The sequence below is a fragment of the Aquimarina sp. TRL1 genome (assembly GCF_013365535.1).
Taxonomy (GTDB): Bacteria; Bacteroidota; Bacteroidia; order Flavobacteriales; family Flavobacteriaceae; genus Aquimarina; species Aquimarina hainanensis.
This window is the reverse complement of sequence record NZ_CP053590.1, coordinates 4,514,813-4,529,813: the sequence shown is the minus strand read 5'-3', so window position 1 is coordinate 4,529,813 and position 15,001 is coordinate 4,514,813. Positions and strand designations below refer to the sequence as shown.

10 protein-coding genes are annotated in these 15,001 nt (G+C 35.3%); 3 read left to right on the top strand and 7 right to left on the bottom strand.

Features of this window, described 5'->3' with window-relative positions; translation table 11 throughout:
* Positions 1 to 10 precede the first annotated feature (10 nt).
* The 3 genes from HN014_RS18625 to HN014_RS18615 are packed head-to-tail and all read right to left on the bottom strand — an operon-like array spanning position 11 to position 2,212.
* Entirely contained in the window at positions 11 to 1,114 is a 1,104-nt protein-coding gene (locus HN014_RS18625) for a hypothetical protein (RefSeq protein WP_176030351.1), read from the bottom strand.
* Positions 1,095 to 1,661: a hypothetical protein gene (locus tag HN014_RS18620; protein ID WP_176030350.1), complete on the bottom strand. Its 567-nt coding sequence runs from the start codon at positions 1,659 to 1,661 to the stop codon at positions 1,095 to 1,097. Before HN014_RS18620 ends, HN014_RS18625 begins: the two co-directional genes overlap by 20 nt.
* Positions 1,658 to 2,212 carry an RNA polymerase sigma factor gene (locus HN014_RS18615; protein ID WP_176030349.1) on the bottom strand — a complete coding sequence of 185 codons (555 nt, stop codon included), beginning with the start codon at positions 2,210 to 2,212 and terminating at the stop codon, positions 1,658 to 1,660. Before HN014_RS18615 ends, HN014_RS18620 begins: the two co-directional genes overlap by 4 nt.
* Positions 2,213 to 2,434: 222 nt before the next feature.
* On the opposite strand from HN014_RS18615, the gene lon reads away from it, so the two are divergent.
* Together lon and cmk are read left to right on the top strand one after the other, a co-directional pair.
* Positions 2,435 to 4,885, top strand: a complete 2,451-nt coding sequence (lon, locus tag HN014_RS18610) for an endopeptidase La (protein ID WP_176030348.1) — start codon at positions 2,435 to 2,437, stop codon at positions 4,883 to 4,885.
* Positions 4,886 to 5,119: 234 nt separating this feature from the next.
* Positions 5,120 to 5,827 carry a (d)CMP kinase gene (cmk, locus tag HN014_RS18605; RefSeq protein ID WP_176030347.1) on the top strand — a complete coding sequence of 236 codons (708 nt, stop codon included), beginning with the start codon at positions 5,120 to 5,122 and terminating at the stop codon, positions 5,825 to 5,827.
* A gap of 80 nt (positions 5,828 to 5,907) precedes the next feature.
* Here cmk and HN014_RS18600 read toward each other — a convergent pair whose 3' ends face one another.
* The 4 genes from HN014_RS18600 to HN014_RS18585 all read right to left on the bottom strand — a co-directional run bounded on the left by HN014_RS18600 (position 5,908) and on the right by HN014_RS18585 (position 14,045).
* Complete coding sequence (locus tag HN014_RS18600; protein WP_176030346.1) at positions 5,908 to 6,273, bottom strand: hypothetical protein; 366 nt, start codon at positions 6,271 to 6,273, stop codon at positions 5,908 to 5,910.
* A 225-nt stretch (positions 6,274 to 6,498) separates the two neighbouring features.
* Positions 6,499 to 9,819: a reprolysin-like metallopeptidase gene (locus HN014_RS18595; protein ID WP_176030345.1), complete on the bottom strand. Its 3,321-nt coding sequence runs from the start codon at positions 9,817 to 9,819 to the stop codon at positions 6,499 to 6,501.
* 242 nt (positions 9,820 to 10,061) lie between these two features.
* Positions 10,062 to 13,412 carry a reprolysin-like metallopeptidase gene (locus tag HN014_RS18590; RefSeq protein ID WP_176030344.1) on the bottom strand — a complete coding sequence of 1,117 codons (3,351 nt, stop codon included), beginning with the start codon at positions 13,410 to 13,412 and terminating at the stop codon, positions 10,062 to 10,064.
* A 252-nt stretch (positions 13,413 to 13,664) separates the two neighbouring features.
* A complete protein-coding gene (locus HN014_RS18585) occupies positions 13,665 to 14,045 on the bottom strand; it encodes a LysM peptidoglycan-binding domain-containing protein (RefSeq protein ID WP_176031163.1) in 381 nt (126 codons plus the stop codon).
* Positions 14,046 to 14,193: 148 nt separating this feature from the next.
* On the opposite strand from HN014_RS18585, the gene HN014_RS18580 reads away from it, so the two are divergent.
* Positions 14,194 to 14,982, top strand: coding sequence for a tRNA pseudouridine(38-40) synthase TruA (locus HN014_RS18580; RefSeq protein WP_176030343.1), 789 nt, complete (start codon positions 14,194 to 14,196; stop codon positions 14,980 to 14,982).
* Positions 14,983 to 15,001 lie beyond the last annotated feature (19 nt).

Genomic DNA, 15,001 nt, shown 5'->3' with positions numbered 1-15,001 from the left:
TAGTTATTGTTTATTTTTTCTTTAGGCTTACTCCACCATAACTGGAAGTAATGGTGATGTTGTTATTGGTATCCGATGTCCCATAGAATCCCTGATAGTGTTTGGAATGTGAGCTTCGATCTTTGACGTTGAGTGTAATATCTTCATCTAATTTGATACCGCCATAGGATGTTTTGATCGAAAAGTCAAAATTACAAGTTGGATCAAAACCAATATCTACTCCTACATAACTCGTTTTGATAGCTACTTCATTAATCGTTGGTTCCAGGTTATATATTTTTAGGGATCCGTAGTCAGAGTTAATCTTAAGACTATTGCTCACACTGGTTATTTTTGTATTTAGATAGTCTCCGTTTCCGTTTATAGTATTTCCTTTTTTTATTTTCAGACTTCCATAATCGCAACTGTATGTCAGGTCCTCAATTGTGGTTATATGAGATTGAGAATAATCAGCAACAAGCTTTACGGTTCCGGCTTTTTCTAAATCAAAGTCAGAATAATCGGCATTGATAGTTCCATTTTTCATGTATTTTATGACGCTGTTATGCGTATAATCTATATTGATAGTGTTGTTATCTCCCAGAAGATTGTTTAGTAATACCTGACCGTAATCACAATTTATTTTGGCATCTCCTTCAATGGTATCCAGTGTGATTGTTCCATAGTCATTGGTCAGATTAACACTATTAGTAGCAGGGATTTTTACAACATAGTTAATTTGCATGTTCACCTGACTATTTTTCCAGTTTGTCATGAGCTTACTCCACCAAGAAGAAGTATTTTTTTTGAAAATGGTTCTTGCTTTTACCTGACTTTTATTATAACTCTCAAAAGAAATGCTAATGTTATCTAGTTTTTCAAGCACTTTTTCTTTGTCATTTCCGCTAACCTTGACAACCACATCGATAACGATTTTATCCTGATCCCAGGATGTGATGTCAAGATTTCCATAAGAGTTGTTTATTACTAATAAGGCGTCATTAGAAACTGAGAACTCTTTTTTTATTGCTTTTTCTTTGGTGTATTTCCCGTTTTTGAACGTAGGACCATTCGCGAGTAATAGGGTAGGGATACAGAATAATACCCAGAGGATTTTAGAGAATATCAGTTTCATTTTCTTGCAATTTTAATTCGTTAATTTCTTCTATTTTTTCTAGAACTTGTTCTAATAGTGAGCTTCTTTTTTGAAAGTTTTTAATCATAGCGCTAATCACTTTTTTATTATAGCCGCTTTGAACAAGATCAATTTTTAATTTATCGTAATTTTTTTCCAGTTTACGCAGTTGACTCATGGCATCTTTGACAAGGTCTTCTGTGTTTTCTGAGCTCAGTTGTTCTATTTCTTCTAATTGATAAGCAATTGCTTTGGTAAAGAAATCTTGCGTTTCTTCCATTTTGGGAGAAATAGTTGCTAAATCAGCAGTTTCTTCTTCTGTCGTCATCATTTTGGGGATAAAAATTCCCATAAGAATGGCGATAGAAGCGGCAATACTGACTATAGATACCCAGTTTCTTTTTTTAGGAGCAATAGGTACTACTTTGACGTCGGATTGCTGTTTTAATTTTTTCAAAAATTTAGCTTCGTGATTCTCAGAAGGCTCATAGATATCAAAGGAATCTTCTATAGAGTCAAAAAGCTTGTCTAATTCATCTTCTTTCATGCGATTTCAATTTTTTTTCGTAAACTTTCTTTAGCTCTGGAGATCATTGTCCTACAATTAGCAGGAGTAATATCCATAATATCACAGATCTCGTCATAATCATATCCCTCGATAAGATGTAAAGATAAAATAGTACTATAGTTCTGTTTTAGGGTATGCAGGGTCTGTACTATTTTAGATGTAATAGAAGTAGTTGATGTGTCTTCTTCCGATACACCTTGATCATCATCGTGTAAAGTATGTTCTACACGATCCCAATCTAATTCGTCATTCGGTTTACTTTTTTTAATATGTGACAGGCTTAAATTAATTACAATTCTTTTTAGCCAGGGTCCAAATAATTTATCATTTTCTAATTTTTCTAGTTTCGTAAATGCATTTAAAAATGCCTCTTGCATGATGTCTTCCGCGTCCATACCATTTTTTAGAATTCTATATGCAGTATTATACATTGCTTTATAATATCGCCTATAGATCTCCATCTGAGCATGTTGATCTTTATTCCGACATTTATTTACAAGTTGTTCTGTATTTAGTTGGGTTAGTTTCAAAAAATCAGGTTATTTTTACATTAAAGATATGTAATGTCACTTTTTGTTACAGTTTAGGAAAATTTTTTTTTATTTTCTGGCATAACAATTGACTTACACGGATAAAGGAAGTTAAATAATTGATATGATTATTTTGTATGTTCCTTATTATGAGCTTTAAACAAAAAAATAAATAGAAGTCTTATTTTGTTTTTGTGACAAAATGGCTTTTGATATATACATATGACTAAATCCAAATTTATAACAGTTGACAGTTTGTCATTTCAAGGAATTAATGAAGATGCAGAATTGATCCCTTTAATGACACCTGAGGATGAAGAGGAAATTAATAAAGAAGACTTACCAGATTGTATTCCTATTTTACCATTGCGAAATACTGTATTATTTCCCGGAGTAGTTATTCCTATAACTGCAGGAAGGGATAAGTCGATCAAGCTAATTAATGAAGCTAATAACGGAGATAAAACTATTGGGGTAGTTTCTCAAAAAGAAGAAGAGATTGAAAATCCTTCAGTAAATGATATAAATAGGATAGGAGTTGTCGCAAGAATTCTAAGGGTTTTAAAAATGCCTGATGGAAATACGACAGTTATTCTTCAGGGGAAAAAGAGATTTGAGATTGATGAGTTTGTAGAGGAAGAACCATATATCAAAGCTAAGATTAAGGAGGTAGCCGAAGAAAGACCTGCAAATGATAATCAGGAATTCAAGGCAATTATTGACTCAATTAAAGATCTGGCATTAGAAATTATCAAAGAGAGTCCCAATATTCCTTCTGAAGCATCATTTGCGATTAAAAATATAGAGAGTAGCTCATTTCTAATCAATTTTGTATCATCAAACCTCAATTTGCCAGTTGATGAAAAACAAAAAATACTAGAAATCAATGACTTAAGTGAACGGGCGCTGGTTACCCTTCGTTATATGAATGTAGAGTTTCAGAAATTAGAACTTAGAAATGACATTCAGAATAAGGTTCAACATGATATGAGCCAGCAGCAGCGAGAGTATTTTCTACATCAACAAATGAAAACCATTCAGGAAGAGCTAGGAGGGGTTTCTCATGAAGATGAAATAGAGGAAATGCGCCAGCGTAGTAAAGAGAAAAAATGGAATGAGGATGTAAAAAAACACTTTGACAAAGAATTGTCAAAAATCCAGCGAATGAATCCTCAGGTGGCGGAATATTCTATTCAGCGAAATTACCTTGATTTGTTTCTGGACCTTCCGTGGGAAGAGTATAGTACTGATAAATTTGACCTGAAGAAAGCAAAAGAAATTTTGGATCGGGATCACTATGGACTTGATAAAGTAAAAGAACGTATTATAGAGTATCTGGCCGTATTAAAACTGCGCAATGATATGAAATCTCCTATTTTATGTCTGTATGGACCTCCGGGAGTAGGAAAAACTTCTTTAGGGAAATCGATAGCAGAAGCCTTAGGGAGAGAGTACGTAAGAATTTCTCTGGGAGGGCTTAGAGATGAAGCAGAGATCAGAGGACATAGAAAGACCTATATAGGAGCTATGCCAGGAAGAATTATTCAGAGTCTTAAGAAAGCAGGAACTAGTAATCCGGTATTTGTGCTGGATGAAATTGATAAGCTATCCGTGGGGAATCAGGGAGACCCGTCTTCTGCCTTGTTAGAAGTATTGGATCCTGAGCAAAATTCAGAGTTTTATGACAATTTCTTAGAAGTAGGATTTGACCTGTCCAAGGTAATGTTTGTTGCGACATCTAATAGTCTAAATACCATACAACCAGCACTAAGAGATCGTATGGAGATTATTAATGTGACAGGGTATACCATAGAAGAAAAGGTAGAAATTGCTAAACAGCACTTATTGCCAAAACAGTTAGTAGAGCATGGGCTAGATACTAAACATCTAAAAATAGGAAAAGTACAGTTAGAAAAAATTGTAGAAGGCTATACCAGAGAATCCGGAGTAAGAGGGTTGGAAAAACAAATAGCAAAAGTAGTCCGTTATGCGGCTAAAAATATTGCGATGGAGGAGGAGTATAATGTCAAAATTACCAATGAAGACATCGTCGAGATATTGGGAGCTCCTAAATTAGAACGGGATAAATATGAGAATAATGATGTAGCTGGAGTTGTAACCGGTTTAGCGTGGACTAGTGTAGGAGGAGATATCTTATTCATAGAATCAATTATATCCAAAGGAAAAGGAAACCTGACAATTACGGGTAACTTGGGGAAGGTAATGAAAGAATCTTCTACCATTGCTATGGAATATATCAAAGCAAATGCAGAAGAACTAGGAATTAATACTACTATTTTTGAAAAATACAATGTTCATATTCATGTACCGGAAGGAGCTACTCCTAAAGACGGTCCTAGTGCCGGGGTAACGATGCTTACTTCTTTGGTTTCTTTGTTTACACAGCAAAAAGTGAAAAAAGGAATAGCTATGACCGGGGAAATTACCCTTAGAGGAAAAGTACTACCAGTTGGTGGAATTAAAGAGAAAATTTTAGCTGCTAAAAGAGCTAGTATAAAAGAAATTTTACTTTGTGCAGAAAACAAAAGAGATATTGATGAGATTAAGCAGGAATATCTCAAAGGTTTAAAATTTCATTACGTAACAGAAATGAGTGAAGTTTTGGATATTGCGCTGACAAAAAGTAAAGTAAAAAACGCTAAAAAGTTTTAAGGCAAAGCCTAGCTGTAAGCAAGCAGGGAAAACATGATATAGAAAATAGCTCTTAATTCGGGATGTCCCGAGATAGATAGTTTGATCATAAAGTAATCAAAGAGATTCAATGAATAAAAACCGGAGTACTCTTGGAGTATTCCGGTTTTTTTATGTAAAATCTGTGATGGATTTGGTATCTAATACGTAAATTAGCCTGTTTTTAGTTTCTACTATTTAAATAATAAACAAAGCGTGTCTGATAAGAAAATAATTATAGCTATTGATGGATTTTCATCAACAGGGAAAAGCACTGTAGCAAAGCAATTAGCAAAAACCTTGGGGTACATTTATGTAGATACTGGCGCCATGTACCGATCGGTAACCTTATATGCAATGAGAAATAAAATAATAGATCAAACACATTTTGATGTAGATCGTCTCATTAATTCTTTACCGGATATACATATAAAATTCGAAGTAAATCAAACCACCAGGTTAGCTGAAGTTTTATTGAATGAAGAAAATGTAGAAAAAGAAATTAGAAACCTATCAGTATCCAGGCATGTCAGTCAGGTTGCCGCTATATCTGAAGTTCGAAAAAAACTTGTAGAGCAGCAGCAATTAATGGGAAGAGATAAAGGTGTAGTTATGGATGGAAGGGATATTGGAACTGTTGTATTTCCGGATGCTGAATTAAAATTGTTTATGACAGCAACAGCTAAAGATCGAGCAGAACGCAGGTATAAAGAATTGATAAAAAGAGGAGATCAGGTTACCTATGAAGATGTGTTGAAAAATGTAGTGAATAGAGATCATATCGATAGTACCAGAAAAGATTCTCCCTTAAAGAAAGCAGAAGGGGCTATTGAAATAGATAACTCTAATTTGACCTTGGAAGATCAGTTTAATCAAATCCTTACATTATCACGCAGTACGATTAATAGATATAATAAAGAATAGGGGGTATTAAGCAACTTATTCAGAAATTAAGTTTCATTTCTTAGAATTATAACAATTTCTCGTATATTCTTTTGAGATTGTTATTCCATCATGGAATCTAAATTGGTAATCTTATTCTCTTTATAAAGTGAACTGTCTATTTTTCGTAATTCATAAAAAGTCATTTGATGCTTTACCCATTCGATCAGCTTTTTATAAGTTCCTTCATCGTCCCTCATAACAATAACTCTGTTAAGGCGTAATACATGATCCTTTAATTCATATAATTGAGGGATAGAATTGTCGTGAACTTCATAAAAAGGAGTTTCATTAACAATGGTAAATTTTTGCCCGTTATCCATTATGATAATGTTTTTATAGCCATATATAATATGTGTTTCTGACAAGGTCTGACCATAATGGGAAAGGGTAGAAAATAAAATAAGTACAAGTAAAATTTTCTTCATAGTGCTAAATTAGACTGCAAATTTACGGTTTAACCGTATTCTGATCTAGCTTTATTTTAAATTTTATTCTCTTTAATCGATGAAACGCATTGTTTTTTTATAAAATGGTTTTTGATCATTTTTTAGAGGAAGATTATTTGGTTCCAGAGCGGTTTTTTACATTAAAAAGCCACTAGATAGTTATACTATTTAGTGGCTTTAACACAAAAACGTTATATTTTATTTTTAGTTGTTTTGGATAATAAGTCTGTGATTAGATATTTTATTATTTACATTAAGTTTTACAATATAATATCCTGATTTTAAACTTTTTAATTGTATTGATTTTTCTAAAACAACTCCGGAGTCTACTTTTCTACCTAATAGATCACGGATTTCATAGTTTACATTTTTATAAGGAGTGATAACTGATAGCATGCTATGACTGGCAGAAGGATTCGGTAATATTGATATTTTAGGAGCTTCTGTTGTTTTAAAGTCATCAATGCTAATACCTCTCGCAGTACTACTGATAGTAAAAGAAGTAGACTCTGAGGCACCAAATGATCCTCCAGAAGCTAATGTTGTTGATCCAGAAGTTAATGAATAAGAACCGTTTCCATAGCTACAGCAGATACCATCTCCATAGCTGTCAAGAATCTTGAATGTATAAGAACCAGGTTCTAAACAAGCTGTTTCTGTAACAGTAGATCCATCAGGTTGCGAACCATAAGTTCCTCCTGAAGCTACTACCTGATTGTTACTATTTAGTATTTCCCAGCTAGTTTCTTCTGGATAATTGTCTAATTTGATTGATAAGTTAACATCTGTACATGGATTTGTAATAGTTCCTGTAGAGAGTTTTACATCATCCACTGCGATATCACTTCTCCAGGTTGTACCTGTTACTCCATTTAACCTTAGTTGTAGAGCTCCTCCGGTATAAGAGGATAGGTCTATAGTAGCAGACTGCCATGAATTTCCTTGGTTTCCTGATTTGGACCAAACTGATGTCCAGCTAGCACCATTATCACTACTGGCTTCAATTGCAAGACTTCCCATAGAAGAGGCCCCATACATATGATACTGAAAGGTAAAAGTCGCTTGTGTTGCAGCGGATAAATCAAAACATGGAGAGGTCAGAATAGCTCTTTTGTTAGGGTATCCTGTTCCATTCCCAGAAGCTTCGATATATACATAATAAGTCCCTTGTGCAGCACTGGCAGGTCCTGTATTATTAGATGGTGTTCCATTAGCATCTACAGTCCAGTTGCGATTATCATCTGTGTTTTGAGTCCATGCTCCGATTGTGTTTTCAAAGCCTTCGTTATAAGGGAATGAAGACACTCCTCCATCACATGTACCTGTATTACCAGGAAGAGTTGATAGAGTAGCAGTATTACTAAAACCAGAAGTATTTCCAGCCGCATCTTTTGCTTTTATTTTGAACGAATAAGAAGTGTCAGGAGATAAACCAGTTGCCGTATATGAAGTACCAGTAACAGTTTCTATCAGCGTATTTCCCTGGTAGATTTCATAACCTGTTACACCTACGTTATCGGTTGAAGCATCCCAGCTTAAATCAATTGTAGTTTGTGTCGCGTTTGATGCAGTCAAATTACCAGGTACTGTAGGGGCTTGTGTATCTCCTCCAGTACTACCTGTTATCGTAAAATTAGCATTAGAAATATCAAAAAAGATATGAGCTGTTCCTTTTACCATAATTCGGTTTTGTGTTCCCGGTTGATTCGGCACTGTAATTGAATGTGATCCGTCATTGGTTACTCCGCTGGCTAGTGAAATAGGGTAGGTATCACCTCCATCGGTAGATAGTAAAATATCTACAGTAGCTGCATTTACTCCATTTCCAGTTGTTCCTGCTACATCCCAGGTAACGTTTTGAGATGTTCCAGCCTGCCAAGATACATTGGTATTGGGAGCATTTACAACAAATGGTCCTGCTGTTCCATTAACGGTAACTCTCATATCATCGCTGTTATTAGCCGCTCCACCAGCTTTATTATCTCGTACAGTTAATCTGAAATTAAGTGTTCTAGCTACAGTAGGCACTGCTTCCCATTGCCAGGAAGTAGCTCCTGTTTTGATCGTTTCTAATCTTGGGAAATATCGTTTGTTATCTGTAGTAGGGTTATAGGACCTAAAAGTTACTCCAGAGGTTCCTGTAGCACTTGGATATGTAGATGAAGCGTCATTTTCATCCGCTTGTTCCCAGCAGTATGTTAATGTATCTCCGTCTGTATCATTTGCCTGCCCTGTAAGTACGAATGGAGTTCCTTTCGGAATGGTGTAGTCCGCTCCTGCATTTACTGTAGGAACAGCATTCCCTGTATTTGTATTTGTCTGACAGTTGGTAGATTTTACATAATTGGTTACCTGCTGAATTGAGAAAAAGTGAAAGTACGGATCACTGTTTTGCTGTACATCAGTGGCTCCTGTAATTCCTGCATATCCCATAATAGTACTACCACTACCAGGTTCATAATGAGCATTCGTTCCTTCGTTTCTAATGGTAAAAGTGTGATTTGCTCCAAATTGATGTCCTAATTCGTGTGCTACATAATCGATATCAAAAGCATCTCCTTCAGGAGTTCCTCTGGAAGTAAAAGCACTCCCTTTACGGTTATTGACACATACACAACCGATACATCCTGCATTTCCGTTGTCTCCTGCTTTTGCAAACAAATGCCCAACATCGTAATTAGCCTCTCCAATTACACTAGTTAAGGTAGACTGTAATTGGCTGTTGAAACTTCCATTAGAGTAAGGGTCTGTACTAGCATTGGTATAAATAACATCATCATTATTAGCAATTAATACCATAGTAATTCCAAAATCATTTTCATAGACTCCATTTACACGTGTCATGGTTGCATTGATAGCAGCCATTGCTCCTGCTTTTGTTCCTCCATGAAACTGCGTATACTCTCCGTTGGTAGAAACTGCAAGCCTAAAAGTGCGAAGAATACCATCATCAGCATTTCTTTTGGTTGTACCAGAAAAGTTCTTATGTGAAGTTTTCTCTTCTACTAAACAACGTAATTTACTTTCTGTAGCGGTCTTTTCTGACCTTTTATAGATTGTATAACTTCCATCTGTAGTATAAGGCTCAATAAATACCGAACCTTCAGAAGCAGATAGTTTCATACTTTGTAAGCCTGATGGAGCAATACTAAACCTGATGATTGCGGTAGGATCATCGATACCTTGTCCTGCATATGATTTGATAGATGGATATTTGGCAGCCAGATCAGGATGCATTACAGGGGCTTCAAAAATTTTAAAAGATTCCATATCTCCATTAGCATTCGGGAATTGAACTATGACGTTCGATTTTCCAGCAGATTTTTCCCTTGACGGAGAGCCTTTCAAAACTTTTTTCAAGCCTTCTATATCTAATCCAAATACTGTTTTATTAGGTAGATTTCTCTTAGTTGTAATGATACTAGTTTGGGATTTGACCGTGGTCTTTTTCCAGTAGTTATTGGTTTGTGAGTACCCAATACCAATACAACATAGGCATAGAAGCCATGATAATTGTTTTTTCATAATTTTTGGTTTGTTTTAAATTTGTGTTAATCAAATGTAGAAATTCTTAAGTTTTTTTGAAATATTTTTAACATAAATGTTAATTAATTGAATAAAATTTATTATTTATGTGGTTAGCCTATTGTTTTATTACGGTTTTTCAGTAATATTTTACAGGAATAGATGGTACTAACAAGCAGGGCAGTTGGATATAAAAAAAGCAGGTACCGATCGATACCTGCTTTTTCCCACAAAACGGGGTATTACTTTTTTATAACCCGATGGGTTGAGTGTTTTTCATCTATAATTAATGACAATAGATATGCACCGCTATTAACCTCTTTGAAGGATATCGTATTATTGTTGATAGTTCCTTTTTTAATCGTTCTGCCAACAATGTCTCTAAGGATAAAGGATGCCTTTTTTCCAGAGTGGATAACCGTTAACATTTCATTTCCTTTTATAGGATTAGGAAACAACTCAAGACTGTTTTGAGTAGTAGTTTCAAAAGAATCAACTTCAACTCCTTTGGCAAAATTCCCTATGGTAAAGGTGGTGGATTCACTTCCGGCAAATTGCCCTCCAGAAGCCAAAGTGGTTGTTCCGGCAGTTAACTTGTAATTACCATTTCCATAGCTACAGCAAATCCCATCACCATAAGTGTCTTTAATAGTAAACGTATAAGACCCCGCAGCTAAACATTTAGTAGCGGTTACAGTAGCTCCCCTTGGTTCAGATGTATAAGGACCTCCGCTGGCAACTGTCTGATTATTCGTGTCTTTGATCTCCCAGGAGGTTTCACGAGGGTAATTGTCTAACTTAATCGTTAGATTAACATCTGTACATGTTGGGTCAGTAGTATTAGAACTGAGTACTACATCATCTATTGCAATGTCACTTTGCCAGGTATTTCCTGTTAACCCATTAAATCGTAATTGAACCCCACTGCCAATATAGGAGCCTAGATCAATAGTAGCGGATTTCCATGAATTTCCTTGATTACCTGATTTATTCCAGATAGAAGTCCATGTGGTTCCTCCGTCCTTACTAATTTCTAAATGGAGACTTCCCATAGAGCTTGCTCCGTACATATGATATTTAAAGGCAAAACTTGCTTGATTTATATTGGTAAGATCAAGGCAAGGAGAAGTAATAATAGCTCTTTTTCTAGGGAATCCAGATCCAGAAGCTTCTATATATAAGTAATACGTTCCTTGTGCTGCATTTGAAGGACCTGTATTTCTAGAAGGGGTTCCGTTAGCATCCACTGTCCAATTTAGGTTGTCATTCGTTGACTGTATCCAGTTGCCTATTGTATTTTCAAAACCTTGTTTATAAGGGAAAGAAGAAATACCATTAGTACAACCGTCTCCTCCAGTACCAGGTAATGTAGATAAAGTGGCAGTATTACTGAATTGTGACATATTACCGGCAGCATCTTTTGCTTTAACTTTAAAAGTATACGAAGTATCCGGAGTTAATCCTGTAGCTGTATAAGATGTAGTGGTAGCAGTCCCAATCATTGTATTTCCTGCATAGACGTCATAACCCGTTACTCCTACATTATCTGTTGAAGCAGTCCAGTTCAAATCAATAGTGGTTTGAGTAGCGTTAGAAGCTGCTAATGCAGTTGGTGTACTAGGAGCTTGTGTATCGCCGGAACCACCTCCTGTGATGGTAAAGTTGGCGTTAGATATATCATAGAATATATGGTTACTTCCTCTAACCATGATTCGGTTTTGACTTCCCTGATTATTAGGTACTGTTATCGTATGTGATCCATCATTTGTAACATTACTAGCTAATGTAATAGGGTAGGTGTTTCCTCCATCAGTAGATAATAGAATATCTACATTAGCAGCATTAATACCATTAGCTGTAGTTCCAGCTACATTCCATGTTACCGTCTGAGAAGAGTTGGCAGACCAGCTGACATTGGTATTAGGGCTATTGATCACAAAAGGACCAGCATTACCACTTACGCTAACCGTCATGTTATCAGATGCCGAATTTCCTCCACCGGCATGATTATCCCTTACAGTAAGTCTGAATTTCATTGTTCGGGCAACAGAAGGAACAACTTCCCAGGTAGAAGAAGTACTTCCGCCGATTACAGTTGATAATTTAGGCATATAGCGATCCGGAGAACTGCTTGATGGATAAGAACGAAAAGCAGGTCCAGAAGAAGAGGAACTATTAGGAGGCATGGTTGCTATTTGATTATCCATTTGTTCCCAGTTATAGGTAAGAGCATCTCCATCTGCATCAGTAGCACTACCTTTCAGGATAAAGGGAGTTGATTTTGGGATTGTATAATTAGCACCTGCATTGGCTGTTGGAGCATTGTTTCCTGTATTGCTACTTACTGCACAGGAAGTGCTGGATACATGATTCCACATCTCTTGAATACTAATTGCATGAAAGTGATCATCACTATTATTACGAACGTTTGGAGAACAGATTCCCGCATAACTCATAATTGTATTTCCACTACCTGGTTCCATGGCAGTAGAGCTATTTCTATTTCCTCCACAAGCATTATTAAAAGTGTGATTGGCACCAAATTGATGTCCTATTTCATGTGCGACATAGTCAATATCATATGGATCAGAAATCGGGTTACTCGAACCGGTGATTCCTCTTCCTTTACTACCGTTACGGCATACAACACCAAGTCCAGCAAGACCACCTCCACCAGTACTAAATGTGTGTCCAATGTCGTAATTACTACTTCCAATTTCTCTGTCGCATACTCGCTGACTTTCTCCGATAAGCGCTCCGGCATTATTATTAGACAGACCATCAGTACTAGCATTTAAGTATATGATTTTTGTGTTATTAGGTACCAATTGCATGGTTACACCAAGATCTCTTTCATAAATACCATTTACACGGGTCATTGTTGTATTCATGGCAGAAAGAACAGCTGCCTTTTTTGTTGCATCAGAAGCACTGGAAGGAACTCCTTGATTATTTAGGTGAAATTGTGAATATTCCCCAGTACAGGCAATTGCCAGACGGTAGGTTCTTAATTTACCATCATTTGCATTTTTAAGAAGTGGGTTGCTTACTTGTTTTGTAGACACTTGATCCTCTACTGCGCAGGCAAAATTACTTCTTGCAGATAAATCACTTTTTGAATAAAGAACATACGAAGCATTGTTTTTTGTGTATGGATCAATATAAGTAGCAATTTTGTTTGGGGAAGTTATCATTCCGTGGAAACCATCCGAAGCGATACTAAAATGTATTAGTGTTGCCTTATCATTCACATTGATACCTGTATACGATTTTATATCAGGAAATTCTTTAGCGAGCTCCGGGTGCAAAACTGTTCTTTCGAAAATACGATACGTTTTTAATTCCCCGTTTTTATCAGGAAATTGAATGGTTAATGAAGAAGCTGTTGTTTTGCTTTTAAGCGGAGCCTTTTGCAAGGCTTTTTTTATTCCCTCCAGATTGAGACCTAAAATAGTGTTGTTGGACAATTCTTTTTTAGAGGGCTGTACAATATTACTTTTTGAAATTGTAGCTGGGGTCCAGTAGTTATTAGTTTGAGAATAACTGATGCCAATAAAGAATAGGCATGCTAACCATAAAAAATGAGTTTTCATGTTATATTAAGTTTGAGTTTGTGTGCTGTAAAAATACTCAAAACCTATCTTAAATATGAAATATATTGTTATAAAACAGTCTTTTATGAATGTTTTAAGAGAGAAATAAGGTAAAACAGTTGTTTATTTATGTGTAAAAAGTAATGTTTGGAAGTGAAAAAGTTTTTCTTCTGAAAGGGGAGGGCATAATAACAAAAAACGCCTTAAACTAATAAAGCATAAGACGTTTTTAATTAAAATGTATTAAACCAATTACAAATTTGGGATAACCAATTCTTGATCTGGGTGTATTACGTCTGGATTAGACAAAATATTTGTGTTAGCTTCAAAGATTTGTTTGTACTTCATTGGATCTCCATAATAATGCTTAGCAATTTTACTTAGAGATTCTCCCCCCTTAACCACATGTCTGTGGTATACTGAAGTATCAGAAACTTTGATATCTGCTTCTAGATCAGCAGGTGAATCACCACCGATTTCTTTGATTTTATCCCATAATAAGTTTTTTTCATATTGTGTATTCGTTGTTCCAGCTATTTTCAGTATTCCATTTTCCTCTGTTACATCTCCATTCTGCACATTTAATTGTTCTCCTAAGTCTAAAACTTCCTGATATTTTGCTCTAACCATAATTTAATTTCTTTTTAATTGTGTAAAATCATTTGCTACTCAAATATATAACTTAAAAGAGTGGATTAAAATTTTTTTTACCTTAAATATTGAAAAAATATCGGTGAAATGCATAATTTATCTATATTCGGTAAATAAATATACAAGTTAAATGTTTCGGAAAAGGTACTATTATATCATCCAGTTACAATATTTAGGCTTTCGGTTTCACGGATGGCAGAAACAACCTGACGTAAATACATTACAGCGCATGACAGAACGTACCATAGCCTATGTTTTAGGACATAAAGATTTTAAAATATTAGCCAGTGGGCGTACCGATGCAAAGGTATCTGCTAATGAAACATATATAGAGTTATTTGTAGAAAATACGCCTTTGGATCTAGATGATTTTTTTTATTTATTTAACAAGAATTTACCTCAGGATATTCGAGGGTTAAAAATAGAAGAAACAGATGAAAAGTTTAATATAATCCAACATCCGAAAATAAAGGAATACGTTTATTTGTTTTCATTCGGGGCAAAGTTTCATCCATTTTGTGCACCTTTTATGTATAATATCTCAGAAGAACTGGATATTGAAGCTATGAAAAAAGCAGCTTCTCTTTTCGAAGGAAAACACAATTTTCGTTCCTATTGTCATCGCCCTACAGAAAAAACAATTGTAGAAGGAGAAATTTTTTGTTGTGAGATAGTAAAAAATGAGTTGTATACAGCTAATTTTTTTCCAAAAGATAGTTATCTTTTACGAGTGAAAGGCGCAGGGTTTAAAAGAAACCAGATACGGTTAATGATGGGGGCACTATTAGATGTAGGGAAGGGGAATATCGATATTGATTTTATAAAAAAAACCTTAGATCCTAGTTTAGAGAAAATAACATTAGAGCATATTGTCCCGGGGTCTGGCTTAATTTTGAATGCTGTAGCATTTACAGATTGAGATAGCTATTACTTAAGGG